This window comes from Streptomyces sp. WAC03905 (assembly GCF_057371075.1).
In genome coordinates this window covers 1942715-1968261 of sequence record NZ_JBXYDZ010000003.1, presented here as the reverse complement: position 1 = coordinate 1968261, position 25547 = coordinate 1942715, and the positions used below count along the sequence as shown (strand labels likewise).

Below are 25547 nucleotides of genomic sequence, written 5' to 3'. Positions count from 1 at the left end.
GGGCTCCGGACCGCCCCGCCGCCCCGCGAGGGTGCGGGGCGGTCTGGGCAGGCACTAAAGAATGTGACATATTACTGTCGTGCTCAAGAGACACTCACTGGACGCCGTGATCATCGGCGCCGGCGTCGTCGGAGCGGCCTGCGCCTACTACGCGGCCCGCGCCGGCCTCTCCGTGGCCGTGGTCGACCGCGGACCCGTCGCGGGCGGCACCACCGGCGCCGGCGAGGGCAATCTGCTCGTCTCCGACAAGGAGGCGGGCCCCGAACTCGACCTCGCCCTGCTCTCCACCCGGCTCTGGACCGAACTCGCCGCGGTCCTGCCGCGCGAGGTCGAGTACGAGCCCAAGGGCGGCCTCGTCGTCGCCCCGGACGAGGCCACGGTGAAGGCCCTGCGGAGCTTCGCCGAGGGGCAGCGCGCCGCCGGCGTCGACGCGGTGGAGGTCCCCGGCCACGCCCTGCGCGAGCTGGAGCCCCACCTGGCGCCCGGCCTCGCGGGAGGCTTCCACTACCCGCAGGACGCGCAGGTCCAGCCCGCGCAGGCGGCCGCCCGGCTGCTGGCCGCGTCCGGCGCCGAGGTGTACGCGGGGGAGGAGGTGACGCAGGTCCTGCTCGACCGGGGCGCCGTACGCGGGGTCCGCACCCCGCGCCGCGAACTCACGGCCCCGGCCGTCGTCAACGCGGCCGGCACCTGGGGCGGGCATGTCGCCGCACTGGCCGGGACCACCCTGCCCGTGCTCCCGCGCCGGGGCTTCGTCCTGGTGACGGAGCCACTGCCGCGGGTGGTCCGGCACAAGGTCTACGCCGCCGACTACATCGCGGACGTCGCCAGCGGTTCCGCCGCCCTGCAGTCCTCCGGCGTGGTGGAGGGCACCCCCGCAGGGCCGGTCCTCATCGGCGCCACCCGCGAGCGGGTCGGCTTCGACCGGAGCCTGTCGACGCAGGCGCTGCGCCGGCTGGCCTCCCAGGCGGCGGCCCTCTTCCCCGTACTGGCCGACGTGCGGGTCCTGCGCACCTACCACGGCTTCCGCCCCTACCTCCCCGACCACCTCCCCGCGATCGGCCCCGACCCCCGCCGCCCGGGGCTGCTGCACGCCTGCGGCCACGAGGGCGCGGGCATCGGCCTGGCCCCCGCCACGGGCCTGCTGATCGCAGCCGCCCTGACGGGAGCGGCCCCGGCGCTCCCCCTGCACCCCTTCCGCCCGGACCGCTTCGGCGGCGGCCCGGCCACCGCCGACACCCCCGAGGAGCACCACTGATGCGCACCCCCCGCTCCCTGGTGGGCGGCAGCCCGCAGGCCCGCTTCACGGTCGACTTCGACGGCCGGGAACTGCCCGCCGCGGAGGGCCAGAGCGTCGCCGCCGTCCTGTGGGGCGCCGGGATCCTCGCCTGGCGGACGACGCGGGAGGGCGGCGCCCCGCGCGGTGCGTTCTGCGGGATCGGCAGCTGCTACGACTGCCTCGTCACCGTCAACGGCCGGCCGAACCAGCGCGCCTGCCTGGTCCCCGCCCGTCCGGGCGACGCCGTCACCACCCAGGAGGGAACCGGCCGTGCCGACCTCGCCGTCTGACCCCGCCGGTCGGCCCCGCTCCACGGAGCGGCCCCGCCCCCCGCGGCCACCCGCCGCCGGTGCGGATCCGGTCGACCTCGCCGTCGTCGGGGCGGGCCCCGCCGGGCTGGCCGCGGCCGTCAGCGCCGCCGGGCTCGGGCTCCGGGTCGCCCTCCTCGACGCGGGCGACCGGCCCGGCGGGCAGTTCTACCGCCATCCCGCGCCCGGCCTGGGGGCGGACCGCCCCGAGGCGCTGCACCACGGCTGGGCCGCGTTCGCGACCCGCGAAGCCGCCCTGCGCGCCCACGCGTCGGCGGGCCGGATCACGTACCTCCCGCTCCACCACGTCTGGACCGTGGTGCCCGGCGAGGACGGCTGGACCCTGCACGCGGTCGCCGGCCACGCCCCCGACGAACGGGCGGTGGCCGTCACCGCCCGCGCCGTGCTCATCGCGACCGGCGCCTACGAGCGACAACTGCCCTTCCCCGGCTGGACCCTGCCCGGCGTGGTCGGGGCCGGCGGTGCGCAGGCCATGCTCAAGGGCGGACTGGTCCTGCCCGGAAGGCGCGTGGTCGTCGCCGGGAGCGGCCCGCTGCTGCTCGCGGTGGCCGGGTCCCTCGCCGCCGCCGGAGCCGCCGTGCCCGCCGTGGTGGAGGCCGCCGCCTACACCGCGTACGCCGGCCGGACGCCGGCCCTGCTGCGCAACCCCGGCAAGCTGGTCGAAGCGGCCGCCTACGGCGGGGCGCTGGCCCGTCACCGCGTCCGGCTGCTCACCCGGCACGCCGTCACCGAGGCCCACGGCACGGCGAGGATCGAGGCCGTCACCGTCGCCCGGCTGGACCGCGACTGGCGGCCGCTGCCCGGTACCGCCCGCCGGATCCCCTGCGACGCGCTCGCCGTCGGCCACGGGCTCGTGCCGCAGCTCGAACTCGCCACCGGGCTCGGCTGCGCCACCCGCCCCGGCCCGGACGGCACCGTCGCCCTCGTCCTCGACGCCGAACAGCGCACCTCCGTCCCCGGCATCTGGGCCGCGGGGGAGACCGGCGGCATCGGCGGCGCCCAACTGGCCCTGACCGAGGGCGAACTGGCGGCGCACTCCGTCGCGGCGGCCCTGCGGCCGGGCGGGCCGTTCGCGGGGTCCGGGCCGCGGGCCGCCCGCCTCGCCCGCCGCCGCGCCCGGCTGCGCGCCTTCGCCGACGCGATGGCCGCAGCCCACCGCCCCGGCGACGGCTGGACCGGCTGGCTCCGCGACGACGCCGTCGTCTGCCGCTGCGAGGAGGTCCCGGCCGGGCGGATCCGGGAGGCGGCCGACGACCTCGGGGCGCGGGACGCCCGTACGGTCAAGCTCCTCACCCGGGCCGGCATGGGCTGGTGCCAGGGCCGGATGTGCGGTCCGGCCGTCGCCGCTCTCGCCGGGCAGGAGCCCGCCCCTGACCGGCGGCCCTTCTCCTGCCCGGTCCCGCTGCGCCACCTCGCCGAACTTTCCGCCGAACTTCCCGCCGAACTTCCCGCCGAACTTCCCGCCACCGACCGCTGATCAGCGGTGCCCCGGCCCTTGTGGCCGCACCGCACCCACTAGTAAAATGTCACACACCACACTAGGGAGCCCTTCATGACCCACGCGCACACCCCCGCGCCCCGCACCCGCCCCTGGCACGGAATCATGGTCGCCACCGCGCTCCCCCTGCGCGAGGACCTCACCGTCGACCACGACGCCTACGCCGAACACGTGGCCTGGCTGATCGAGAACGGCTGCGACGGCGTGGTCCCCAACGGCTCCCTCGGGGAGTACCAGACCCTCACCGACGAGGAGCGGGCGCGCGTCGTCCGTACCGCCGTCGAGGCCGCCGGCGACGGCGCCCGCGTGATGCCGGGCGTCGCCGCCTACGGCAGCGCCGAGGCCCGCCGCTGGGCCGACCAGGCCGCCGAGGCCGGAGCCGGCTCCGTGCTCCTGCTGCCGCCCAACGCCTTCCGCGCGGACGAGGAGACCGTCCGCGCCCACTACGCCGAGGTCGCCCGCGCCGGGCTGCCCGTCGTCGCGTACAACAACCCCATCGACACCAAGGTGGACCTGGTCCCCTCCCTGCTCGCCCGGCTGCACGCCGACGGATCGATCGTCGCCGTCAAGGAGTTCAGCGGGGACGTCCGCCGCGCCTACGAGATCGCCGAGCTGGCCCCGGGCCTCGATCTGCTCATCGGCGCCGACGACGTCCTCCTCGAACTCGCCCTCGCGGGGGCCGTCGGCTGGATCGCCGGCTACCCCAACGCCCTGCCCCGCTCCTGCGCGACCCTCTACCGGGCCGCGGTCGCCGGGGACCTCGACACCGCCCTCCCGCTCTACAAGTCCCTGCACTCCCTGCTGCGCTGGGACTCCAAGACCGAGTTCGTGCAGGCGATCAAGCTCTCCATGGACCTGGCGGGCCGCCCCGGCGGCGCCACCCGCCCGCCGCGCTTCCCGCTGACCGGCGACACCGAGGCCGCCGTCCGCGCCGCCACCGAGAAGGCCCTGGCCGAGGGCCTCAACTAACCAGCCGGAGGGGACGCCTGATGCGTACGCGCCACGTCTACCACGCGGTGGACTCGCACACCGAGGGCATGCCGACCAGGGTCGTCACCGGGGGAGTCGGGGTGATCCCCGGCGCCACCATGGCCGAGAAGCGAATCCACTTCATCGAGCACATGGACCACGTACGGACCCTGCTCATGTACGAGCCGCGCGGGCACTCCGCGATGAGCGGGGCCGTCCTGCAGCCCCCGACCCGCCCCGACGCCGACTACGGCGTGCTCTACATCGAGGTGTCGGGCCTGCTGCCGATGTGCGGGCACGGCACCATCGGGGTGGCGACCGTGCTCGTCGAGACGGGCATGGTGCCCGTCGTCGAACCGGTCACCACCGTCCGGCTCGACACCCCCGCCGGTCTGGTGAGCGTCGACGTGCGGGTGGAGGACGGGGCGGCCACCGCCGTCACCCTCACCAACGTCCCCTCCTTCAGCGTCGGCCTCGACCTCAAGGCCGACGTGCCCGGCCTCGGCACGGTCACCTACGACCTCGCCTACGGCGGCAACTTCTACGCCTTCGTCGAACTGGACGCCCTCGGGCTGCCCTTCGACCGCTCCCGCAAGGACGACCTGCTCGCCGCCGGGCTGGCCGTCATGGACGCGATCAACGCCGGCCCGGACCGGCCCGTCCACCCCGAGGACCCCTCCATCGCCGGGGTCAAGCACGTCTACCTGGCCGCCCCCGGCTCCGACGCCGGCCGCTCCCGGCACGCCATGGCCATCCACCCCGGCTGGTTCGACCGCTCGCCCTGCGGTACGGGCACCAGCGCGCGGATGGCGCAGCTGCATGCCCGCGGCCTCCTGGACCTCGGGGCCGACTTCGTCAACGAGTCCTTCATCGGAACCGAGTTCACCGGCCGGCTGGTCGAGCGGACCACCGTCGGCGGGCTGCCCGCCGTGGTCCCCACCGTCACCGGGCGGGCCTGGATCACGGGCACCGCCCAGTACTTCCTCGACCCGTCCGACCCCTTCCCCGGAGGCTTCCTGCTGTGACGACCGTCCGAACGGTGGACTACCACACCGCCGGCGAGCCCTTCCGGATCGTCGACACCGCCGGCGAGGGCATGCCGCCCGTCCCCGGGGACACCGTCGCCGAGCGCTGCGCCACCGCCGTCGGCCCGGGCGGATCCGGGACCGCGCCGCGCCGGGGCGCCCTGGACGAGGTACGGCGGCTGCTCGTGCAGGAACCACGCGGACACGCCGGTATGTACGGGGGGTTCGTGGTCCCCGCCGACGACGACGGGGCCCACTTCGGCGTGCTGTTCTGGCACAAGGACGGCTACTCGACGGCCTGCGGCCACGGCGCCATGGCCCTCGGGGTCTGGGCCGTGGACAGCGGCCGGGTCGCCGCCCCGGACGACGGGGACGTTCCGGTGCGGATCGACGTACCGTCGGGGCGGGTCACCGCCACCGTCCACCGGGGCGGGGGCCGCACCACCGGCGTCACCTTCCGCAACGTCCCGGCCCGGGTGGCCGCCCGCAAGGTCCCCGTCGCCACCTCGTTCGGGCTGGCCGAGGCGGACATCGCGCACGCCGGCGCCTGCTACGCCTCCGTCCGCGCCCGCGACCTCGGCCTGGAGGTGTCGCCCGCGGCGCTGCCCGCGCTGGTGCGCGCCGGACAGGAGGTCCGGGCCGCCCTCGCCGCCCATCCCGCCACCTGGCACCCCGACGGCCCGCTCCTGTCCGGGGTCTACGGGGTGATCCTGTACGAGGAGCTGCCGGACACCCCGTTCGGGCCGCACCAGCGCAACGTCACCGTCTTCGCCGACGGGCAGGTCGACCGTTCACCGTGCGGCTCCGGGACCTCGACGCGGCTCGCGCTGCTCGCCGAGGACGGCCGGCTCGGCCCGGGCGAGGACCTGCTGAACGAGTCCGTCACCGGCACCGTGTTCACCGGCCGGTTGCTGGACGGCGGGGTCACCGAGGTCACCGGCACCGCCTACCGCACCGGCGAGCACGCCTTCACCGCGGACCCGTACGACGCCCTCGGCACCGGGTTCCTGCTGTGACCGGGACACCCCAGCTCGACGCCGCGGCCATGGCGGCGGCGCTCGGCCCGGCCGCCGCCGCCGACGCCCTGGCCGCCGCCCTGCGCGGCGGCGTCGACCCGGAGGGCTGCCCGCCGCGCTCCGCGATCCCGGTGCCCGGCGACGGCGAACTGCTGCTGATGCCGGCCGCGTCGGGCCCGTACGCCGGGGTGAAGATCGCCGGGGTCGCGCCCGGCAACCCGGCCCGCGGGCTGCCGCGCATCACCGGCTCGTACCTGCTGCTGGACGGGCCGACCCTGCGCCCGCTGGCCCTGCTCGACGGTGCGGCCCTGACCGCGTTGCGCACACCGGCGGTCTCCGCGCTCGCGCTGCGCCACCTGGCGCCGGCCGGGCGGCCGCTGCGGCTGGTGCTCTTCGGGTCCGGGCCGCAGGCGTACGGGCACCTGGAAGCGGTGCTGGCGGAGCGGGAGTTGGCCGAGGTCGTGGTGGTCGGCCGCGACGCCGGGCGGGCCGGGCGCCTGGCCGGACACGCCCGCACCCTGGGGCCGGCCGCCCGGACCGGCACCCCGCGGGACGTGGCCGACGCCGACCTGGTCGTCTGCTGCACCACGGCCCGCGAGCCGCTCTTCGACGGCCGTCTGGTGCGGCCCGGCGCGGTGGTCGTGGCCGTCGGGTCGCACGAGCCGACCGCCCGGGAGACCGACACCGCCCTCGTGCGACGCGCGGCGGTGTACGTGGAATCGCGGGCGGCGGCCCTGCGGGAGGCCGGTGACCTGCTCGTCCCGGAGGCGGAGGGGGCCATCGGGCCGGGCCACATCACCGGCACGCTCGCGGACCTGGTGGCCGGACGGCTGCCGGCGGGAGGCGAGCGGGGTTGTCCACAGCTCTTCAAGAGCGTGGGCATGGCCTGGGAAGATCTTGCCGTGGCGGTCGCGCTGTACGAGGCCGCCCGCTGAAGTGTGAGCAGCGCAACGTGACATTGTACGCTGTTGCTCTGCTCGTCGGCAGGTGAAAAGGGTCTCGGAGGAAACGCAATGGGTGACCTGAAGCAGCACAGTCTCATCAAGGCCCAGGAACGACTCCGCGACCAGGTCGGCCACGCCCTCCGAGCCGCTCTGATAGCGGGTGAGCTGCGCCCCGGCAGCGTCTACTCCGCCCCCGGCCTCGCGGCCGAACTCGGCGTGTCCGCCACCCCGGTGCGCGAGGCCATGCTCGACCTCGCGCGCGAGGGCCTGGTCGAGCCGGTCCGCAACAAGGGATTCCGCATCACCGAGGTCAGCGAACGCGACCTCGACCAGTACACCGAGCTGCGCACCATGATCGAGGTGCCCACCATCGGCCGGATCACGAAGACCGCCACGGTCGAGCAGCTGGAGGAACTGCGTCCCATCGCGCAGGAGATCGTCACCAGCGCCCGCGAGCACAACCTCATCGGCTATCTGGAGGCCGACCGCCGCTTCCACCTCACGCTGCTCGGCCTCTCGGGCAACGAACGGCTCGTGGAGACCGTCGGTGACCTCCGCAAGCGCTCCCGCCTGTACGGCCTGACGGGCCTGGACGAGGCGGGCAAGCTGGTCTCCTCCGCCGAGGAGCACTTGGAGCTGCTCGATCTGATGATCAGCGGCGATGCGAAGGCGGCCGAGGCCTGCATGCAGCGCCACCTCGGCCACGTCCGCTCCCTCTGGGCCCAGGGCCGCGACGAACCGGTGGGCCGCCCCCCGGGCGGCCTGGGCGCGGTCCGCTAGCCCGTCGTGGCACGAGTCGCCGTGTGTTCACATCCCACACCCACCGCACCTGGTCGGACAACGCGCTGATCGGAAGGGGGTCCCGACCAGGGGCTTCCTGCTACGGTCAGCCGTTCGCCGAGGAGGTCGTGATGAACGGATCCCTGCCCGTTGCTGCCCAGGTGGATCTGCGCCGTCAGTCGGTGGACGACGTACTGGGACGCGTAGAAGAAGCCCTCCACGTGCGACTGGACCGGCAGACGCTCGTTCGCAAGCGCCGGTCCCTTGGGGGCTGTACGGAGCGGGGGACGTGGGTGCGTATCGAGCGGAGGGGCTTCGAGCGGATCGGCCCGCAGGGCTGGAACGGGACCGAGGCTGCCGCCGTGCTGCAAGGGGTCGCGATGCCCGAGTGGTACCAAGGCCTGGCGTGGCGCGAGCCCGGCGAGCCTGTGATGTGGCGCGCGGATGAGCTGGAGCTGATTCCATCGCCCTCTGTCGGCAAGGGCGCCCTGATGCTCGAAGATCCCGGCCTGCCGGACGAGTGGTGGGGAGCCCTGAACGCTTCGCTGGACGCGCTCGCCTCACAGCAGACACCGCGGATCGCGACGCCCGACACGGTGACGATCACGCAGGAGCAGGTGACCCAGACCCTCGAGGCGGTCTTCCCCACAGTGGCCGATACGCGGATTGAGCGGTGGGCACCGGCGCACGCGGATCTGACCTGGGCCAACGTGATGGGACCGGAGTTCTGCCTCATCGACTGGGAGGACTGGGGCATGGCGCCCCGGGGCCTGGACGCCGCAACGCTGTGGGGCAACGCACTTGCCGTCCCGGGGCTCGCGGACCGCGTCCACCAGGAGCGGCGTGCGGACTTGGAGAGCCGGGACGGCAAGCTGATGTCTCTGTTCTTCCTGTCGAAGATCGTCGGACCCCACGCCTACGAGAAGGACCCGCTGCTGGCGCCGGCCCGGAAGGAGGCCGAGCGCGTGGTGGCCGAACTTCAGCTCTGACGGCGTTCATGGAGGGCCCGCAGGTACTGACTGACGGTGGCGGCGTCCACCTCCGCGCTCAGGGCCTGGACCAACTGGGCCAGATGAACGGGGTCGTCGGTACCGACCGCCATCGCGGAGGCGGTGGGCAGGTGGAATGCGGTCCGGAATGCCGCCTGCACGCGGGACAAGTTGTCGTGGGGCGGTCGGAGAAACGGGCGCGGGTCGAAGTCCTCCCACACCTGCCAGTGGCCGCCACCGAAGGGGCTCATCCCCCAGATCTCGCCCGCGTGCCAGGCGGTGCGCAGGACGGTGGTGGCGTCGAGGAGGTCGATGCCCACGAGGAGACCGGCCCGGATCATGAGGACGTCCGGAGATGGAAGTCCCTCCACGCGGACCACGCCGAGCGGCTGCGTATCCCAGGAGGCCACACCCCAAGCGCGGCACAGACCGTCGCGGGCGGCGTCGGCCAGGGCGGTGCAGGCATTGCCGAGAAGTGCGCGGCCATCGGCAGGAGGTAGGCCCGCAAGGCTCCGTTCGGGGTTGTGGAGGAACACGGTGTCAGGTTCCCTGCCGAGTTCCTTGGCCGCTCGCTCGACGGCCAGCCGCAGTCGGACCGGATCAAGGGAGTGCTCAGCACCTCCGGCCCCTGGGAAAAAGCCCACCTTCGTGGAGAGGGCGAACCGCGGCAGCAGATCGGTGGCCGTCCCGGCCAGTGCCGCGTGGGAGCGGAAGCCGAAGTAGGGAGCCGCAGTGTCCAGGGTGGTGACGCCGAGATCGAGTGCGGCCGTCAGGATGTCGCGAGAGTGACGAGACCGGTGTAGGCCGAGGACAAGGCGGGGGTCAGCTCCGTGCACAGTTCCTCCTTCACCAGGATCCTGGCGAGTTGATCCACGTCCATGCCGGTCTTCTCGGCGGCATCGGTGATGTCGACTGGGTGGCCGCTCAACAGCAGGGCCAGGGCGGCGTGCGCCTTGCCGGCGAACGTGAGCTTCTTGCCCGCGGCGATCACGTCCACGGTGTCGTGGTGCTGCTCGATCACGGGCTCGAAGTCGGTGACGCACACCACGGCCGCGGGCTTGCCGAACAGACCGGTCGCCGAGACGTGCCGGGCCGCCAGACGCTCCCGCTCGCGGGCATCAAAGAAGTCCTGCGGAGTCAGCTTCGTAGCCAGCTCGGTGACGGCGTCGGTCAGGAGTCGTTGCTGTGCCTCCCATTGGCCGCAGGAGTTCCAACGACCAAGGTCGTACCGGAACAGCTCCTGCGTGCGAGCCTGGTCGGCGAGCCAGGCCAGCCAGTTCACGCCGACGCGCTTCACGATGCCGAAGGTGGCGTGAAGGCTGTAGCCGTCGCCCTGGTCGTCGCGGGTGGCCTGGTGCCAGAAGCCGCGGGGGATGTGCATCACATCGCCGGGCTTCATGACGCCCTGCCACACGATCTCCTCGCTGGGCTCGGCGTTGGGGGCGGCGTCGCGGTACATCGGAACCTTGCGCGAGGTGCCGCGGACTTCCCAGCTCTTGCAGCCGGCGAGCTGGACGATCACGGTGTCGTGGTCGTCCCAGTGGAGCTTGAAGCCGCTGGCGTCCTGGGTGGTCAGGTAGGCGTTCACCTGCACCAGCTCGCGGGCCCACCACTGGAGCGCGCGGCAAGTGGCTTCCATGGCCGGGTCGAAGAAGTCGACCTCGTCCAGAACCATGGTGCAGCCCTCGCGCATCAGCGCGCCGACGCGGCGCATGTCGGCCATGGGGATGGCTTGTCCCCGCCGGGTGACGGAGGGGTGGATGTAGCGGCCGGGGTGCAGTTCGGCGCCTTCCTGGAAGATACGGAACTGAGGGGTGGTGACGCTGCGGCGCATCACCAGCTCCAGCAGCTTCCCGGGGTTGAGCAGGCGATCGAGCAGTTCCAGGTCCTCGATCGTTCCCCGGGCGAAGCCGGCTCCGAGTTCACCGGGACCGTCCCAGCCGAGGGCCTTTTCCAGTGCGTTGACGAAGTGGTGGTCCATGTGTTCCTCCGGTCGGCGTCATGAGCGTGACGGCCGGGGGCCCGTCGTGGATGACGTGACCCCCGGCTGGTGCTGTGGGGTGGTGCTACTCCTGCGGGAGGTTCAGGCCGTCGCGGTTCTCGCCGTCGTCGCCCGCGGAGGTGCCAGTGGAGTCGGACTCCGCCGCCGCAGCGGTGAAGCGGTCCTGGACCTTGATCAGGCTCTCGACGCCGATCAGCAGGTCTTCCTTCTGTGCTGCCATGTGTGTCTCCATTTCCTGGAAGTCCAGGGCCGACGGATGCCGGCCCAGCCCCGAAAGGGCGTGCCTCACCAGCCCGGTTGATTCCGGGCCGGTGGGGAGAGGGGAGTGGCGTGATGCCACAAGCCGAGCGAGCGCGGAACTCGTGCCGGAAACCGGTTGTCGCTCAGCGGCCGGGATCACCGGCGATGGCCAGGGTGACCACCAGGACGGTGACGGCCGCGACGTAGAGGAGTGCAGCGAGCTGCTGGCGCCAGCCCCGCGGAGCTCGACCACGTACCCGGGAATCCCGCCCTAAGGGAGCTTTCAACATCGCAAGGCGGCCACTACGACGCCCCCGGCGTAATGGATGCCGGCTGAAGGGCACGGGCCGACGACGAGGTGCCGCCACAGCGGGGGCACTCGCACGGGGGGTAGCGGCCGGGGTTGGAGAGGATGTCGAACGGGTCGCCTTCCAGAACCCGAGTGCTCGGCGACCACGTCCGGCCGGAGTCCCGCGATACCCGGATGCTCATCAGGACGCGGGGCTCTATGCCCAGGTCAGGGGTTTCCCGGAGGGCTGTTCGCTGTGTGTCAGGAGTGTCCGCCGAATCGTTCAAGGCGGTCGTCCTCGGTCGCTTCGCCATGTCCAGAAGGATCGCGATCAGGACGACGAGCCAGAAAGGTCCAGCGGATTACCCAACTTGGGTAATATCACGCTCGGTTGAGACCTTGAAACGATCCGTAGTCTTCCTCCGGAGCGTGCCTGATGCCCGAGACGCGTCGTACGAAGGAACTGCCAGCAAGTCTGCTCACCGAGCCCGAGATGATCGACGCGTGCCGCGTGCGCGACTTCGCGAGGGTCTTTCGCCTGGTCAAGACTCGGGCAGGCATCTACCCGTCGATGATCGCGCGGCAGTGCGAGCTGACGCCGAGCCGGGTGGGAGAGGTGATCGCGGGACAGCGGCAGCTCGTCCACATGGACGTGATCGAGCGGATCGCCGATGGGTTGCGCATCCCGGGGCACATGCTCGGGCTCGCACGTCGCACGTGGGAGACGCCGGCTGTCTTGGCCGTGGTCCAGCGGGAGCAGCCGGAGTTCGGTCACGTGGCCGTTGAGCCGAAGCCCCTCAGCGCCTTACCAGGCGTGGAGGTGGACGGCATCCTGGCCCTGGCTGCCGGGACGAACCCGAGCCCATCCACGCTGCACGCCCTGCGTTCTTCGATTGAGGACTACTGGCGTCGCGACGACGAGCACGGGGGTGAAACACTCCGGCCTGCTGTCGTCGGACAGCTGCGATATGTCGAGGGGCTACTGAAGGATCAGCGGCCGGCGCCGATACAGCAGGGCCTGTACGGCGTTGCGGCGGAGCTGGCGCGGTTGACCGGGTGGACGTATTTCGACGCCCGGCAGTACCACCAGGCACGCGCGTACTTCTCGGAGGCTCTGCAACTGGCCCGGGAAATCGACGACCACCCATTCATGGCCAACGTGCTGGCGTGCATGAGCCTACAAGCGACCTACCAGGACAAGCCGGCGGACGCCCTCGCGCTGGTGTCCGCCGCCCAAGACCAGGCTCGAGCGGCCATCGGTACGACGCCGAGAGTCCGGGCCATGCTGGCCATGCGTGAGGCGTTCGCCCACGCGACCTTGGGCGACCGGACAGCGACCCACACCGCGATCGCGGAGGCCCACAGCCAGTACGGCCGGATCAAGACGGACGACCCGGACCCGGCATGGGTGGCGTACTTCGACGAGCCGAAGCTCATCGTGGACACGGGGATCGCGCACGGCCGCCTCGGCGAGGCAGCGATGGCCGAACCGTTGATCGCGGACGCACTGGAGCGGGAGGACCCCGCGAACCAGCGGGGTAGGGCGTTCCATGCCTTCTGGCTGGCCCGAACCCAGCTCCAGCGGGGCAAGCTCGACCAGGCCTGCCAGACGGCGATCCAGGCACTGGTGCCTGCGGCAGCCGTGTCGTCCGAGCGGGTGACCGGGCACCTTCGCGAGTTCTACGAGCAGCTTGCGCCGTATCGCGAGGTGCCGGCCGCGGTCGCCTTCGAGGCACGCCTACGAGCGATGCTTCCCTCGCAGGGTCAGCGAACCCCTTCGTCCATCAGGACGTAGAGGAGACCGACGAGGGAGCCACTGCTGACGATCTCGCGGCGGTCGATCATGCCCCGGATGTTCGCCAGCGGGATCCACTCGATCCGGTCCGACTCGTTCTTCTCGGTCGGCGGCCCGTCGTACGTGGCGCCGTCGGCGCGGAACAAGTGGTGTTGAGAGTCGGTGATACCGTTCGCAGGTTCGGCGTAGATCAGCGGCTTCATCGGGCCGGGACGCCAGCCAGTCTCTTCGAGGACTTCACGGGCGGCAGCCTCGCTGGGCGTCTCGTCCGCTTCGACCAAGCCCATGGGCAGCTCCCAGGCCCACGCGTCCGTGATGAAGCGGTGGCGCCACATCATCAGGACTTCTTGACTGTCGTTGATCACCGCGGCCACGGCCAGGTGGCGGAGCTTGACGACGTGGTGTTCCCAGCGATGCCCGTCCGGAGTCTCGATGTCGGTGAGCCACAGGTTCACCCATGGGTTCTCATAGATCGGACGTTCCCCGTGGATCTTCCACTGCATCGCTGCGGCCCCTCTCGATCGGCCTCAAGCATCGCAGAGCCAGGCTGAACGGCGCCTAAGTTCAGGCAAATTCGCGTCACAGTGACGAATATGGTGCGGGATGCGCGGAGGGTTGGACGACGGGCAGGCCCCGCTGTTCCCATGGAGGAGTGCCAGGAACAGCCCTCGTCCGATGCGTTGAGCGAGGGCTGTTGATGCTGGGACGCCATTCACTGGTCGAGGCGTCTGAACATCACCGCACTAGCAGGAGTCGTTGTTGTCCTCCTGGTTGTGGCGCCCACGCCACCGGGCGAGTGCGTTTCGGCTCGCGAGGATGCAGACGTATGAACTGCGGCCCATCATGGACCCAGGCTCGGCCTCCCGCATGGGTGACGTGAAGTATCTGAAGGCATGGGGCATCCCATGGCTGCCATCAGCTTCGCGTCGGGCCATCGTCAGACGGACTCGCGCGTGCTGGCCCCTATCGGTGCATACGATTCCTACTCGGTACTCCTTGGCCATAGCGACAGTCTCCTGTAGCTCTTAAACCGTATGCCCACGTAACCTTCGGCAGCGATGCTTGAGGGTTCCATCGCTGCAGTCGGAGCCGCCCGCCGACCGGCCGGAACGCCGTAGGCCGCGCACCCCGCCCCAAGAGGCGCCGCAGGCAGGGGATTTGGACACGGCTGGGTAACGGCGGGTCACACCTCTTGTCAGTGCAATTTCACATTACTATGTTACCGGTCACATCGCAGAGCCGTAGAGCTGTGCGGCCGCAGCGCCGCTGAGCGTGCCCCTTCCTGGAGTGACCCATGACCAAGCGCACCCAACTCGCCCTCGCCACCGCCCTGGTGGCCGCACTCGCACTCGGCGCCTCGGGCTGCTCCGGCACCGGGAAGGGGTCGACCGGCGCCGACGGCGCGAACCCGGCCGCCGCCAACGACGGCAAGGTCCTCGGCGGCACCCCCGTCAAGGGCGGCACCCTCACGGTCCTGTCCAACCAGGACTTCGCCCACCTGGACCCCGCCCGCAACTGGGTCATGCCGACCATGGACTTCGGTACCCGCCTGCTCTACCGCACGCTCGTCACCTTCAAGGCCGAGCCCGGCAAGGCCGGCAGCGAACTGGTCCCCGACCTCGCCACCGACCTCGGCACCCCCTCCAACGGCGGCCGCACCTGGACCTTCACCCTCAAGGAGGGCGTGAAGTACGAGGACGGCACCCCGGTCAGAGCCCAGGACGTCAAGTACAACGTCGAGCGCTCCTTCGCCCCCGACCTCACCGGCGGCCCCGACTACGCCGCCCAGTACCTGGCCGGCACCGAGGGCTACAAGGGCCCCCTCCAGGGGCAGCACCTGGACTCCGTGAAGACCCCGGACGACCGCACGATCGTCTTCGAACTCAAGCGGCCCGTGGCCGAGTTCTCCGCCACCGCCACCCTGCCGACCTTCGCCCCCGTGCCCCAGTCCCAGGAGAAGGGCACGCAGTACGACGCCCGCCCGTTCTCCTCAGGCCCGTACAAGATCGAGTCGTACGACCGCGACAAGAAGCTGGTCCTCGTCCGCAACGAGCACTGGGACCCGGCCACCGACACCGTCCGCAAGGCCTACCCGGACAAGTTCGTGGTCGTCATGGGCCTCAAGGGCGGCCAGATCGACGACCGGATCATCGCCGGCGAGGGCGCCGACGCCTCCACCGTGCAGTACGCCGACATGCGCCCCGAGAGCGCCCCCAAGGTGCTGCCCAAGCCCGACATCAAGGCACGGCTGCTCGCCGAGTCCCAGGGCTGCACCGAGATGCTCCACCTGAACAACGCACGCGCCCCCTTCGACGACCCCAAGGTGCGCGAGGCCATGCAGTACGCCGTCGACAAGGAGGCCGTCGTCACCGCGGGCGGCGGCCCCGCCCTCAACGAGGTCGCCACCGCCTACCTGCCCCCGGCCCTGGCCGGCGGCAAGCAGGCCGACACCCTGAAGATCCCGCCGGCCGGCGACCCCGCCAAGGCCAAGGAACTCCTCAAGGCCGCCGGCAAGGAGACCCTGAAGGTCTCCCTCGCCGTCTCCACCGGCGACAAGGCCAAGGCCGAGGCCATCCAGCAGGGCCTGTCCCGCGCGGGCGTCGAGGTCGTCATCGACACCGTCGACCCGGGCGCCTACTACGACGTGATCGGCGACCTGTCCACGACCCCCGACATGACCCTCAGCGGCTGGTGCCCCGACTACCCCTCCGGTTCCACCTGGATCCCCTTCGTCTTCGACGGACGGACCATCAAGGAAAAGGGCAACCAGGGCAACTACAGCCAGTTCCGCGACGAGGAGGTCATGAAGCGCATCGACGAGATCAACGCCATGGCCGACGCCAAGCAGGCCAACCAGGCCTGGATCGACCTCGACGCGACCCTGATGAAGAAGTCCCCGAACGTCCCGGTCCTGCTGGAGCGCAAGCCGCTCCTCGTCGGCACCAACATCGCGGGCGCCTACGGCCACCCCGTGTGGACCGGCACCATCGACTACGGGACGGTCGGCCTCAAGGACCCCTCGAAGAGCCAGGGCTGAGCGGACCCGGAGCCCCGACCCCATGACCACCACAGCACCGGCACCCGCCGCCGCGGCCGGGCCCGCGGCGGCGCCCGGCAGCAGCCCCTGGCAGCTCGCCCGGCGGGAACTGCGCCGCAGGCCGGCCGTCCGCGTCAGCCTCGGCATCGTCCTGCTCTTCGTCCTGATGGCCGTCACCGCGCCCTGGCTGGGCGCGCTCGGCGGCTGGTCCCCGCACGAGTTCGACAAGAGCGCCGTCGACCCCTACCTCGGGGGCCAGCCGATCGGCCCCCTCGGCGGGATCGGCCCCGATCACTGGCTCGGCGTCGAACCCGTCACCGGCCGCGACCTGTTCGCCCGCGTCGTCCACGGCGCGCAGGTATCCCTCCTGATCGCCTTCGCGGCGACCACCATCGTGGTCCTCGCCGGGACGGCCGCCGGGATCGCCGCCGGCTACTTCGGCGGCCGCACCGACACGGTCCTGTCCCGGCTCATGGACCTCACCATGTCCTTCCCCTCCCTCATCTTCATGATCGCGATGCTGTCCGTGGCCAAGGACGTCAACCGGCTCGTCCTGATGACCGCCGTCATCGGCGTCTTCGGCTGGCCCGGCGTCGCCCGCGTCGTCCGCGGCCAGACCCTCTCCCTCAAACACCGCGAGTACGTCGACGCCGCCCGCGTGGGCGGCGCGGGCCCCTGGCGGATCCTCACCCGCGAGATCCTGCCCGGCGTGGCGGGCCCCGTCATCGCCTACACCACCCTGCTCATCCCCGGAATGATCAGCACCGAGGCCGCCCTCAGCTACCTCGGCGTCGGAGTCCGCCCGCCCACCCCGTCCTGGGGCCAGATGATCGCCGAGTCCGTCGCCTACTACGAGACCGACCCCATGTACTTCGTCATCCCCAGCGTCTTCCTCTTCCTCGCCGTGCTCGCCTTCACCCTCCTCGGCGACGCCCTGCGCGACATCCTCGACCCGAGGGGCGGCCGCAGTTGATCGTCTACCTCGCCCGCCGCCTCCTCGCCCTCGCCGGAGTGCTCCTCGCCATCGCGGCCGTCACCTTCCTCATCTTCTACGTCCTGCCCGCCGACCCGGCCGCCGCCGCGTGCGGCAAGACCTGCAGCACCGAACGGCTGGCCGACGTACGCGTCCACCTGGGGCTCGACCAGCCCCTGTGGAAGCAGTTCGCCGACTTCCTGACCGGCATCTTCACCGGCCGCACCCTCGGCACCGGCCAGTACGCCGTCACCTGTGACTTCCCCTGCCTGGGTTACTCGTACGAGAGCTCCCTGCCCGTGTGGGACCTGCTCATGGACCGGCTCCCGGTCTCCGCCTCCCTCGCCCTCGGCGCCGCCGTGCTGTGGCTCGTCCTCGGCCTGGGCGCCGGCGTCACCGCCGCCCTGCGCAAGGACACCGCCACCGACAAGGCCCTGATGGTCGGCGCCGTCGCCGCCGCCTCCCTGCCCGTGTACTTCACCTCGGTGATGCTGATCTACGGCGTCATCCGCATCGCCGGACTGCTGCCCTACCCCACTTATCAGGCCTTCACCGACGACCCGCTCGGCTGGGCCGCCAACCTCCTCCTGCCCTGGACCGCACTCGCGCTGCTCTACGCCGCCATGTACGCGCGCCAGAGCCGCGGCTCCATGATCGAGGCGATGGCCGAGCCGTACATCCGTACCGCCCGCGCCAAGGGCATGCCCGAGCGGACGGTCGTCGTCAAACACGGGCTGCGCTCCGGGATGACGCCGATCCTGACCATCTTCGGCATCGACCTCGGCGGGCTGCTCGCCGGCGCCGTCATCACCGAGTCCATCTTCGGACTCCCGGGCATCGGGAGGCTGTTCTACGGCGCCCTGGTCAACTCCGACCAGCCCGTGGTCCTCGGCGTCACCCTCCTCGCGGCCTTCTTCATCGTCGTCGCCAACCTCGTCGTCGACCTCCTGTACGCCGTCATCGACCCGAGAGTGAGGTACTGATGGCCGCTCCGCTCCTCGAAGTACGCGACCTGCGGGTCACCTTCACCACCCCGCGCGGGACCGTCCGGGCCGTCGACTCCGTCGGTTTCACCGTCGAAGCCGGACGCACCCTCGGCATCGTCGGCGAATCCGGCTCCGGCAAGTCCGTCACCTCGCTCGCCGTCATGGGCCTGCACCGCGGCACGGTCGAGGTCGCCGGCTCCGTGGCGCTCGCCGGACGGGAACTGACGGGTCTGGGTGAGCGCGAGCTGGGCAAGGTCCGCGGCCGCCGGATGGCCATGATCTTCCAGGACCCGCTCTCCAGCCTGCACCCCTACTACACCGTCGGCGAGCAGATCGCCGAGCACTTCCGGGTCCACTTCAGGGCCGGGCGGGCCGCCGCGCGCCGACGCGCCGTCGACATGCTCGGCGAGGTCGGCATCCCCGAACCGGCCCGCCGGGCGGGGGAGTACCCGCACCAGTTCTCCGGCGGCATGCGCCAGCGCGCGATGATTGCCATGGCCCTGGCGTGCGAACCCGACCTGCTGATCGCGGACGAGCCGACCACCGCCCTCGACGTCACCGTGCAGGCGCAGATCCTCGAACTCATCGCGAGGCTCCAGCAGGAGCGCGGACTCGGCGTCGTCATGATCACGCACGATCTGGGCGTCGTCGCCCGCGTCGCCCACGAGGTGCTCGTCATGTACGGCGGTCGCGCCGCCGAACAGGCGCCCGTCGACGCGCTGTTCACCGACCCCGCCCACCCGTACACCCGCGGGCTGCTCGACTCGCTGCCCCGCCTCGACACCGCCGACGACGAACCGCTCCCCTTCATCCCCGGCTCCCCGCCGTCCCTCCTCGCCCCCGGCCCCGGCTGCGCCTTCGCACCGCGCTGCCCGCTGGCCGCCGAACGCTGCACCGGCGAACGCCCGGAACCGGCCGCGTACGGCGGGACGGCCACCGGGCGGACCGTGGCCTGCCACTTCGCGGGGACCCGCGCCGTCGAGGAGGCGGCCCGATGACCGAACCCACCTTGCTGTCCGTACGGGACCTCACCAAGACCTTCCCCGGCAGACGGTCCGCGACCGGGCGCCGGGGGGCGCCCGTGCGCGCCGTCGACGGGGTCTCCTTCGACCTGGCCGCCGGGCAGACCCTCGGCCTGGTCGGGGAATCGGGCTGCGGCAAGTCCACCACCGGCCGGATGCTCGTACGGCTGCTGGAACCCACCTCGGGCGAGGTCGCCTTCGAGGGCCAGGACATCAGCCGGCTCTCCCAGGGAGCCCTGCGGCCCCTGCGCAAGAGCATCCAGATGGTCTTCCAGGACCCGCACTCCTCGCTCAACCCCCGCCAGACCGTGGCCCGGATCATCTCCGAACCACTGCTGGTCCAGGGCCGCAGCGCGTCCGACGCCCGGCGCCGCGCCGCCGAGCTGATGGAGCTCGTCGGACTGATCCCCGAACACATCGACCGCTACCCGCACGAGTTCTCCGGCGGCCAGGCCCAGCGCATCGGCATCGCCCGCTCGCTGGCCACCGGCCCCCGGCTGATCGTCGCCGACGAACCGGTGTCCGCGCTCGACGTGTCCGTCCAGGCGCAGATCGTCAACCTGATGGAACGGCTGCGCACCGAACTGGGTCTCGCCTACGTGTTCATCGCGCACGACCTGTCGGTGGTCAAACGCGTCAGCGACCGGGTCGCCGTCATGTACCTCGGCCGGATCGTCGAGATCGGGGACAAGGCGTCCCTCTACGAGAACCCCCAGCACCCCTACACCCGGGCGCTGTTGTCCGCCGTGCCGCTGCCCGACCCGGCGGCGGAGCGGCGGCGGGAGCGGATCGTGCTGCTCGGCGACCCGCCGAGCCCGGCCGCCCCGCCTCCGGGCTGCACCTTCCACCCCCGGTGCCCCAAGGCCCAGGAGATCTGCCGCACGGAACGCCCCCCGCTGCGGCCAGCCGCCTCCCGCGAGGTGGCCTGTCACTTCCCGGGTGACTGACGGGGATCACGGGAAGAAGCGGGGACCCGGGGCCGACACGATCGCCCCGGGTCCCCGCGCTGCCCACCTTCGCACGGTTCGGCAACGACCAGTACCTGGACACGGTTTCCCTGCCGGCGGCGCTGGCCACGAAGCTCAAGGTGGCCGGCGGCGACTACGCGCAGACCGACCACGCCACGGAGGGGGCCTTCCGCTCGGTGCTCGACAACGGCCGGTTCATACCGGCCGAGGACAGGTGACGTCATGACCTACCGCACCGGGACGAGAAGCCGGCCACCGCGCTGTCGGGCACCTTCCGCACCGTCCACGCGGCGCTCGTCGACTACGCCGAGGCCGTCGCGGCGCACGACCCCAACGCCGTGCTGCCCGGCGGCGGTCCCCGCGTCGACGGCATCGCCGCGAACGTCGACGGCGAGACCGTGTCCCCCAAACTGCGGGAGTTCCGGTCCCGGCTGGCCGGACTCCCGCCCGCCACGGACCAGAACGAGTGGCTGCCGTCGGACTCGGACGAGGACCGGCGCGAGTGGATCCGGGCCAACCGGGCGCACATCCGGGACGCCGCCGCGTACACGGGCCTGCCGGCCGACATGCTCGCGGGAATCGCCTGGAAGGAGGTTCAGGGCGACCCGAAGTGGGCCGGCAACATCGCGGTGAACCACCGGCGCAGCCAGGACGAGGTGTGGCCGGTCGTGGCTTCGGAGCGAACATCGACAACGCGAGGCGGGCCCTGACTGAGCGGCGGACAGCGGGAGTCATGCTCGCCCACGTGGTCACGGGCGCGTGGGCGACCGTGCTGGTGGGACTGCACGTGCTGGCGGGGTTCTTCGTGCTGAGCGCGCTGCTCACCGAGTCCGAAGGGCCCTGGGACAGGACGGTGACGGGCACCGCGCGGCTGATGGCGGGGCCCGGGCTGACGGTGGAGCTGATGGCCCTCGCGGGGACGGCGGCCGGTGTCAACACGGGTCGGCTGCGGCGTTGGTGGTACGCGCCGGTCGCGGCGCTGGTCCTCGTCGCGCTGGTCCGCATGGTGTTCGCACCGCGGCCCTGACCGCCCCGTCGGCGGCGGTCGGGGCCGCGGGTGCGGCACGACCCGGAAGGGACACCCCTCAGCCCCGGCCGAGCTCGCGGCGGAAGAAGTCCAGTTCCAGCGCCATGATCTTCTCGCGGGTGCCGCCCGGGGTCATGTGGGTGACGCCGGGCAGGGCCAGGAGCGCGTGCGGGCGGCCCGCGTCCGTCAGGGCCTGCGAGAGCCGCAGGGTGTGCGAGGGGTGGACGTTGTCGTCGGCGAGGCCGGTGACCAGCAGCAGCGGCCGGGACAGCTTCGGGGCGTCGGGCAGGAGCGAGTCCCGCTCGTAGACCTCGGGGTGTTCCTGCGGCAGGCCCAGGTACCGCTCGGTGTACGCGGTGTCGTAGTGCCGGAAGTCGGTGGGCGCTGCCCCGGCGGCCGCCGCGTGGAAGACGTCGGGACGGCGCAGGACCGCCATGGCCGACAGGTAGCCGCCGTACGACCAGCCGCGGATGCCGACCCGGCCGAGGTCGAGGTCGCCGTGGCGGGCGGCGAGCGCGTGCAGCGCCGCGACCTGGTCGTCGAGGGTGACCTCGGAGAAGCCGCGGTACATGGCGTGGGTGTGGGCGGGGGAGACGTACGCGGTGCCGCGGTTGTCGACGGTCACCACGGCGAAGCCCTGGTCGGCCCACCACTGGCGGTGCTGCCAGCGGCGCGGGTCCGCGGTGACGTCCTGGGCGCAGGGGCCGCCGTAGCTGTCCATCAGGACGGGGAGCCTGCGGCCGGTGACGTGCCCGCGGGGCAGCACGAGCGCGGTGGGGACGGCGTGCTCGGTGACCCGTTCCAGGACCGGGGCGACCCGGTACGGCAGTGGCTGCGACAGGTCCGCGGGCGCCAGCTCCCGCCCGTCGGGGGTGCGTACGACGCGGCGGACGCCGTCGGCGTCGGCGGAGGTCAGCAGCAGGTACCCGGCCGAGGCGGTCACGCTGTGGACGCCGGGGCCGTCCGCGAGCGCCGTCGCCTGCCCGGTGGCGGTGTCGAGCAGCAGCACCTGCTGTTCGGCCGGGTCGCGCAGGGCGGCCTCGACGAGCAGTCGGCCCGCGTGGAGGCCGGCCACGCCGCGGATCTGGACGTCGTCCCCGGTGAGCGGTACGCCGTCCACGGCGAGGCCGCGCGCCGCGCCGCCCGGGGTGTCGGTGACGGTCAGCATCCGCCCGTCGGGGAGCCGGCAGGGCGTGCCGGTGACGTCGGGGTCCACCCACAGGGGGTGGGTGGTGCGGGAGAGTTCCCGGGTACGGCCGGTGGCCGGGTCGGCGGAGAGCAGGACGACGTTCTGCTGGAGCCGGTCCTGGACGGTGAGGAGGATCTCCCCGGCCGACTCCCAGCGGGCGTCGGAGACGTAGGGGTAGGTCACGGCGTCCCACTCGATCCGGGTGCGGGTCTCGCCGAGCACCCACAGCTGGACGTCGGCGTTGGGCCCGCCCGCCTCCGGATAGGCGAAGTCCTCGGCCGGCTGCTCGGGGTGGGCCGGGTCGGCGAACCACCGCCGCTGGAGGGCGGATTCGTCGACGCGTGCGGCGAGCAGCGTGACTCCGTCCGGGGACCACCAGTGGCCGCGTGAGCGGCCCAGTTCCTCGGCGGCGGCGAATTCGGCCAGGCCCCAGCGGGCCCCGTCGTCGGGGCTGACCCGGCCGCCCGGGGCGACGTACAGGGCGTCCTCGGTGACGTAGGCGGTGCGCGAGCCGTCGGCGTTGGGCCGCGGGTCCAGGGCGGGGCCGGCGGCGGGGATCTCCCGCGGGGCCCCGGCGCCGTCGGCGATGACCTCGTAGAGCCGTCCGTACAGGGCGAAGGCGGCGCGGCGCCCGTCGCCGGAGAGGGCGTAGGAGCCGATCCCGGCGGCGACGAGCCGGGTGCGTTCGCGCAGCCGCCGCTCGGCGGTGGGGAGCGGGCCCGGCTGGGGACACAGCTCGCGCGGATCGGCAAGCCGGATCTCCTCGCCGGAGGCGGTGTCGAGCACCCAGAGGCTGTCGAAGGCGTCGGTGGGTCCGCTCGACCGGAGGAACCAGAGCAGCCGGCCGCCGTCCCCGAAGGACAGTGCCCGCGGGGCGCCGTGGGTGAATCGGGCGGTGCTCGCGGAGAGCCTGAGGAAGTCATCCATGATCGTAGTGTGACATGTGAAATGTCACTGACACTAGGCTGTTCGAGTGGTGACCCCTGGGGAGCGGGCTTAGCGTCGAGAGGGTGGACCCGAACGCAACGCCGAGCAGCACACGGACCGACGGCACGGCCCCGGGACGCGGCAACGGACTCGCCCTGTTCGTCATCGCGTCCTGCCAACTCATGGTGGTTCTCGACATCACGATCGTGAACATCGCGCTACCGCACATCCAGAGCGCCCTGAACTTCTCGACCGAAAGCCTCTCCTGGGTCGTCAACGCCTACACCCTCGCCTTCGGCGGCCTGCTGCTCCTCGGTGGCCGCACCGGCGACATCCTCGGCCGCAAACGCGTCTTCATCTTCGGCGTCCTGCTCTTCGGCGTGGCCTCGCTCCTCGGCGGACTCTCCCAGAACGAGGGCCAGTTGATGGCCGCCCGGGCCCTCCAGGGCGTCGGCGGCGCCATCGCCTCGCCGACCTCCCTCGCCCTGATCACCACCACCTTCCGCGAAGGCCCGGCCCGCAACCGGGCGTTCGGCGTGTTCGCCGGCGTCTCGGCGGCCGGCGGTGCGATCGGGCTCCTCGCGGGCGGCATCCTCGTCGAGTGGCTCGACTGGCGCTGGGTCCTCTTCGTCAACGTCCCCATCGCGCTCGTGATCGCCGTGCTGGCCGCGAAGGTCCTGCACGAGTCCGAACGCCACCCCGGACACTTCGACTTCGCGGGCGCGCTCCTGTCCACCGTCGGCATGGTCGCGCTCGTCTACGGCTTCATCCGGGCCTCCCAGGAAGGCTGGCGCGACCCGGTCACGCTCGGCTCGTTCGGCCTGGCCGTGGTCCTGCTGACCCTGTTCATCCTCAACGAGCGGCGCTCGCCGCAGCCGATCACCCCGCTGCACATGTTCGCCGACCGCAACCGGGCCGGGACCTACGGGATCATGCTCATGCTCGCCTGCGCGATCTTCGGCATGTTCTTCTTCCTGACCCTCTTCGTGCAGAACGTGCTCGGCTTCAGCCCGATCCAGGCCGGCCTCGCCTTCCTGCCGGTCAGCGCGGTGATCGCGGTCGGCGCGGGGCTCACCGCGAAACTGCTGCCGAGGCTCGGGCCGAAACCGTTCATGGTCTGCGGCGCCCTGTCCTCGGCGGTCGGACTGGCCTGGCTGACCCGGATCAACGTCGATTCCACCTACCTCGGCAGCATCCTGGGCCCGATGCTGTTCTTCGCCCTCGGCATGGGTCTGCAGTTCGTCTCGCTGACGCTGATGGCCCTGTCGAACGTCACCGACCGGGAATCGGGCGCCGCATCCGGACTGCTGAACTCGATGCAGCAGGTGGGCGGCTCGCTCGGCCTGTCGATCCTGGTGACCGTCTTCGGCACGGCCAGCCGCAACGAGGCCAAGGAACAGGTGCCGGACTTCCTCGCCACCGCCGGCCCCGTGCAGAGGGCGTTCTTCGAACGCACCGGGCAGCTCCCGAAGCCCTGGGGCGACCAGGTGCTGACCTCGGGCATCAGCACGGCCTTCGTCGTGGCGGCCCTCTTCACGCTGGTCGGAGCGGCGATCGCGCTGTTCGTCATCCAGGTGCGCCCCTCCGACCTCGAACGCCTCCAGGGCAACCACAAACCGGCGACCGACCGCATCTGAGCGGCCGCGACCGCGGGTGCTGGAGGCCGGGTCGTCAGCAGGCGGCGTCAGGCCACCGTGACCCCGGTGACTCGGGCCACGAAGCCGTTCAGATTGCCCTCCATGCGCGCCAGCCGCTCCTCCACGGTCAGCGACTCTTCCTGCCGGCCGGCGCGCAGCTTCGGCTGACGCCTGCCGCGTACGTACAGCGAGCACGCCAGGTCCGCGCAGATGTACGTGCCGACCGTGTTGCCCTCGCGGCCGCGGGCGCCCGCCAGCGGAGCGGCCAGCAGCGTCACCCCGGAGGAGGCGTGGCCCGTCAGGCAGATCTGGCACAGGCTGGACTTCACCGCGCTGGTGCGGCCCACGGACGGCACGCGCAGGGAGATGCCCAGCGGACCCTCCCCCCGGGGCAGCACGAGATGGGCCCGCAGCGGCGCACCCGGGTCCACCCATCCGAGGAAGTCCAGGTCCTCCCAGGGCAGCTCGGCGAAGTCGAGGGGCAGGCGCATGCGCGCCGCCTCGCCCTTGGTGCAGTTCACGAAGGATGCACGGATCTGTTTCTCGGTGAGTGGTTCCACGGGCATCGACCCTATGCCGTACCCGGCCGGGCCCGCACACCAATATCCGGGTCGCGCTCCCTGCCGGGG

Annotated in this window: 24 protein-coding genes; 18 read left to right on the top strand and 6 right to left on the bottom strand. The window is 72.1% G+C overall.

Annotation, left to right across the window (positions count from 1 at the left end; genetic code table 11):
* Nucleotides 1-79: 79 nt before the first annotated feature.
* From AC2RP6_RS11435 to AC2RP6_RS11395, 9 genes are all read left to right on the top strand, one after another.
* A complete protein-coding gene (locus AC2RP6_RS11435) occupies nucleotides 80-1255 on the top strand; it encodes an NAD(P)/FAD-dependent oxidoreductase (RefSeq protein ID WP_486446136.1) in 1176 nt (391 codons plus the stop codon).
* Nucleotides 1252-1566: a (2Fe-2S)-binding protein gene (locus AC2RP6_RS11430; protein WP_486450296.1), complete on the top strand. Its 315-nt coding sequence runs from the start codon at nucleotides 1252-1254 to the stop codon at nucleotides 1564-1566. The genes AC2RP6_RS11435 and AC2RP6_RS11430 overlap by 4 nt, the downstream gene beginning before the upstream one ends.
* Nucleotides 1547-3082 carry an FAD-dependent oxidoreductase gene (locus AC2RP6_RS11425; RefSeq protein ID WP_486446135.1) on the top strand — a complete coding sequence of 512 codons (1536 nt, stop codon included), beginning with the start codon at nucleotides 1547-1549 and terminating at the stop codon, nucleotides 3080-3082. Before AC2RP6_RS11430 ends, AC2RP6_RS11425 begins: the two co-directional genes overlap by 20 nt.
* Before the next feature lie 75 nt (nucleotides 3083-3157).
* On the top strand, nucleotides 3158-4072 hold the full coding sequence (locus tag AC2RP6_RS11420) for a dihydrodipicolinate synthase family protein (RefSeq protein ID WP_486446134.1): 915 nt from the start codon (nucleotides 3158-3160) through the stop codon (nucleotides 4070-4072).
* Nucleotides 4073-4092: 20 nt separating this feature from the next.
* Nucleotides 4093-5097, top strand: coding sequence for a proline racemase family protein (locus AC2RP6_RS11415; protein ID WP_486446133.1), 1005 nt, complete (start codon nucleotides 4093-4095; stop codon nucleotides 5095-5097).
* A complete protein-coding gene (locus AC2RP6_RS11410) occupies nucleotides 5094-6113 on the top strand; it encodes a proline racemase family protein (protein ID WP_486446132.1) in 1020 nt (339 codons plus the stop codon). Before AC2RP6_RS11415 ends, AC2RP6_RS11410 begins: the two co-directional genes overlap by 4 nt.
* 29 nt (nucleotides 6114-6142) lie before the next feature.
* Nucleotides 6143-7048: an ornithine cyclodeaminase family protein gene (locus AC2RP6_RS11405; RefSeq protein WP_486450295.1), complete on the top strand. Its 906-nt coding sequence runs from the start codon at nucleotides 6143-6145 to the stop codon at nucleotides 7046-7048.
* Nucleotides 7049-7126: 78 nt separating this feature from the next.
* Nucleotides 7127-7837, top strand: a complete 711-nt coding sequence (locus tag AC2RP6_RS11400; protein ID WP_486446131.1) for a GntR family transcriptional regulator — start codon at nucleotides 7127-7129, stop codon at nucleotides 7835-7837.
* Between the two features lie 131 nt (nucleotides 7838-7968).
* Nucleotides 7969-8826 carry a hypothetical protein gene (locus tag AC2RP6_RS11395; RefSeq protein WP_486446130.1) on the top strand — a complete coding sequence of 286 codons (858 nt, stop codon included), beginning with the start codon at nucleotides 7969-7971 and terminating at the stop codon, nucleotides 8824-8826.
* Here the strand turns inward: AC2RP6_RS11395 and AC2RP6_RS11390 are convergent.
* From AC2RP6_RS11390 to AC2RP6_RS11380, 3 genes are all read right to left on the bottom strand, one after another.
* Nucleotides 8817-9662, bottom strand: coding sequence for an aldo/keto reductase (locus AC2RP6_RS11390; protein ID WP_486446129.1), 846 nt, complete (start codon nucleotides 9660-9662; stop codon nucleotides 8817-8819). The two genes, AC2RP6_RS11395 and AC2RP6_RS11390, sit on opposite strands and share 10 nt — an antisense overlap.
* Nucleotides 9596-10807 carry a JmjC domain-containing protein gene (locus AC2RP6_RS11385; RefSeq protein WP_486446128.1) on the bottom strand — a complete coding sequence of 404 codons (1212 nt, stop codon included), beginning with the start codon at nucleotides 10805-10807 and terminating at the stop codon, nucleotides 9596-9598. Before AC2RP6_RS11385 ends, AC2RP6_RS11390 begins: the two co-directional genes overlap by 67 nt.
* An 85-nt stretch (nucleotides 10808-10892) precedes the next feature.
* Nucleotides 10893-11048 (bottom strand): hypothetical protein, encoded by a 156-nt coding sequence (locus AC2RP6_RS11380; protein WP_157853303.1) that lies wholly within the window; start codon nucleotides 11046-11048, stop codon nucleotides 10893-10895.
* 745 nt (nucleotides 11049-11793) lie between these two features.
* Between AC2RP6_RS11380 and AC2RP6_RS11375 the strand changes: the two genes are divergently transcribed.
* Nucleotides 11794-13152, top strand: a complete 1359-nt coding sequence (locus tag AC2RP6_RS11375) for an NsdA family TPR-like regulatory protein (RefSeq protein ID WP_486446127.1) — start codon at nucleotides 11794-11796, stop codon at nucleotides 13150-13152.
* Here the strand turns inward: AC2RP6_RS11375 and AC2RP6_RS11370 are convergent.
* Nucleotides 13122-13655, bottom strand: a complete 534-nt coding sequence (locus tag AC2RP6_RS11370) for an NUDIX hydrolase (RefSeq protein ID WP_486446126.1) — start codon at nucleotides 13653-13655, stop codon at nucleotides 13122-13124. The genes AC2RP6_RS11375 and AC2RP6_RS11370 overlap by 31 nt on opposite strands.
* Nucleotides 13656-14446: 791 nt before the next feature.
* On the opposite strand from AC2RP6_RS11370, the gene AC2RP6_RS11365 reads away from it, so the two are divergent.
* From AC2RP6_RS11365 to AC2RP6_RS11335, 7 genes are all read left to right on the top strand, one after another.
* Nucleotides 14447-16189: an ABC transporter substrate-binding protein gene (locus tag AC2RP6_RS11365; protein WP_486446125.1), complete on the top strand. Its 1743-nt coding sequence runs from the start codon at nucleotides 14447-14449 to the stop codon at nucleotides 16187-16189.
* A gap of 22 nt (nucleotides 16190-16211) precedes the next feature.
* A complete protein-coding gene (locus AC2RP6_RS11360; protein ID WP_486446124.1) occupies nucleotides 16212-17162 on the top strand; it encodes an ABC transporter permease in 951 nt (316 codons plus the stop codon).
* A complete protein-coding gene (locus AC2RP6_RS11355) occupies nucleotides 17159-18145 on the top strand; it encodes an ABC transporter permease (protein ID WP_486446123.1) in 987 nt (328 codons plus the stop codon). Before AC2RP6_RS11360 ends, AC2RP6_RS11355 begins: the two co-directional genes overlap by 4 nt.
* Complete coding sequence (locus AC2RP6_RS11350) at nucleotides 18145-19146, top strand: ABC transporter ATP-binding protein (RefSeq protein WP_486446122.1); 1002 nt, start codon at nucleotides 18145-18147, stop codon at nucleotides 19144-19146. The genes AC2RP6_RS11355 and AC2RP6_RS11350 overlap by 1 nt, the downstream gene beginning before the upstream one ends.
* Nucleotides 19143-20117 (top strand): ABC transporter ATP-binding protein, encoded by a 975-nt coding sequence (locus AC2RP6_RS11345; protein ID WP_486446121.1) that lies wholly within the window; start codon nucleotides 19143-19145, stop codon nucleotides 20115-20117. The genes AC2RP6_RS11350 and AC2RP6_RS11345 overlap by 4 nt, the downstream gene beginning before the upstream one ends.
* Nucleotides 20118-20476: 359 nt before the next feature.
* Nucleotides 20477-20848, top strand: a complete 372-nt coding sequence (locus AC2RP6_RS11340) for a hypothetical protein (RefSeq protein WP_486446120.1) — start codon at nucleotides 20477-20479, stop codon at nucleotides 20846-20848.
* 23 nt (nucleotides 20849-20871) lie between these two features.
* Nucleotides 20872-21165, top strand: coding sequence for a hypothetical protein (locus AC2RP6_RS11335; RefSeq protein ID WP_486446119.1), 294 nt, complete (start codon nucleotides 20872-20874; stop codon nucleotides 21163-21165).
* 58 nt (nucleotides 21166-21223) lie between these two features.
* Here the strand turns inward: AC2RP6_RS11335 and AC2RP6_RS11330 are convergent, their stop codons facing one another.
* The gene (locus tag AC2RP6_RS11330; RefSeq protein WP_486446118.1) at nucleotides 21224-23281 is read right to left on the bottom strand and encodes a S9 family peptidase; all 2058 of its coding nucleotides are present in this window, start codon (nucleotides 23279-23281) and stop codon (nucleotides 21224-21226) included.
* 83 nt (nucleotides 23282-23364) lie between these two features.
* On the opposite strand from AC2RP6_RS11330, the gene AC2RP6_RS11325 reads away from it, so the two are divergent.
* Nucleotides 23365-24918, top strand: coding sequence for an MFS transporter (locus AC2RP6_RS11325; protein ID WP_486446117.1), 1554 nt, complete (start codon nucleotides 23365-23367; stop codon nucleotides 24916-24918).
* Nucleotides 24919-24965: 47 nt separating this feature from the next.
* On the opposite strand, the gene AC2RP6_RS11320 is transcribed toward AC2RP6_RS11325, so the two are convergent.
* Nucleotides 24966-25478: an FBP domain-containing protein gene (locus tag AC2RP6_RS11320; RefSeq protein WP_486446116.1), complete on the bottom strand. Its 513-nt coding sequence runs from the start codon at nucleotides 25476-25478 to the stop codon at nucleotides 24966-24968.
* Nucleotides 25479-25547: the final 69 nt, after the last annotated feature.

Excerpts from the sequence above, each read along its gene's own strand:
- AC2RP6_RS11415 (WP_486446133.1), top strand. The coding sequence starts at position 4,093 with ATGCGTACGCGCCACGTCTACCACGCGGTGGACTCGCACACCGAGGGC.
- AC2RP6_RS11360 (WP_486446124.1), top strand. The coding sequence starts at position 16,212 with ATGACCACCACAGCACCGGCACCCGCCGCCGCGGCCGGGCCCGCGGCG.
- AC2RP6_RS11400 (WP_486446131.1), top strand. The coding sequence starts at position 7,127 with ATGGGTGACCTGAAGCAGCACAGTCTCATCAAGGCCCAGGAACGACTC.
- AC2RP6_RS11405 (WP_486450295.1), top strand. The coding sequence starts at position 6,143 with ATGGCGGCGGCGCTCGGCCCGGCCGCCGCCGCCGACGCCCTGGCCGCC.
- AC2RP6_RS11370 (WP_486446126.1), bottom strand. The coding sequence starts at position 13,655 with ATGCAGTGGAAGATCCACGGGGAACGTCCGATCTATGAGAACCCATGG.
- AC2RP6_RS11350 (WP_486446122.1), top strand. The coding sequence starts at position 18,145 with ATGGCCGCTCCGCTCCTCGAAGTACGCGACCTGCGGGTCACCTTCACC.
- AC2RP6_RS11365 (WP_486446125.1), top strand. The coding sequence starts at position 14,447 with ATGACCAAGCGCACCCAACTCGCCCTCGCCACCGCCCTGGTGGCCGCA.
- AC2RP6_RS11385 (WP_486446128.1), bottom strand. The coding sequence starts at position 10,807 with ATGGACCACCACTTCGTCAACGCACTGGAAAAGGCCCTCGGCTGGGAC.
- AC2RP6_RS11395 (WP_486446130.1), top strand. The coding sequence starts at position 7,969 with ATGAACGGATCCCTGCCCGTTGCTGCCCAGGTGGATCTGCGCCGTCAG.
- AC2RP6_RS11375 (WP_486446127.1), top strand. The coding sequence starts at position 11,794 with ATGCCCGAGACGCGTCGTACGAAGGAACTGCCAGCAAGTCTGCTCACC.
- AC2RP6_RS11335 (WP_486446119.1), top strand. The coding sequence starts at position 20,872 with ATGCTCGCCCACGTGGTCACGGGCGCGTGGGCGACCGTGCTGGTGGGA.
- AC2RP6_RS11420 (WP_486446134.1), top strand. The coding sequence starts at position 3,158 with ATGACCCACGCGCACACCCCCGCGCCCCGCACCCGCCCCTGGCACGGA.
- AC2RP6_RS11330 (WP_486446118.1), bottom strand. The coding sequence starts at position 23,281 with ATGGATGACTTCCTCAGGCTCTCCGCGAGCACCGCCCGATTCACCCAC.
- AC2RP6_RS11345 (WP_486446121.1), top strand. The coding sequence starts at position 19,143 with ATGACCGAACCCACCTTGCTGTCCGTACGGGACCTCACCAAGACCTTC.
- AC2RP6_RS11380 (WP_157853303.1), bottom strand. The coding sequence starts at position 11,048 with ATGGCAGCACAGAAGGAAGACCTGCTGATCGGCGTCGAGAGCCTGATC.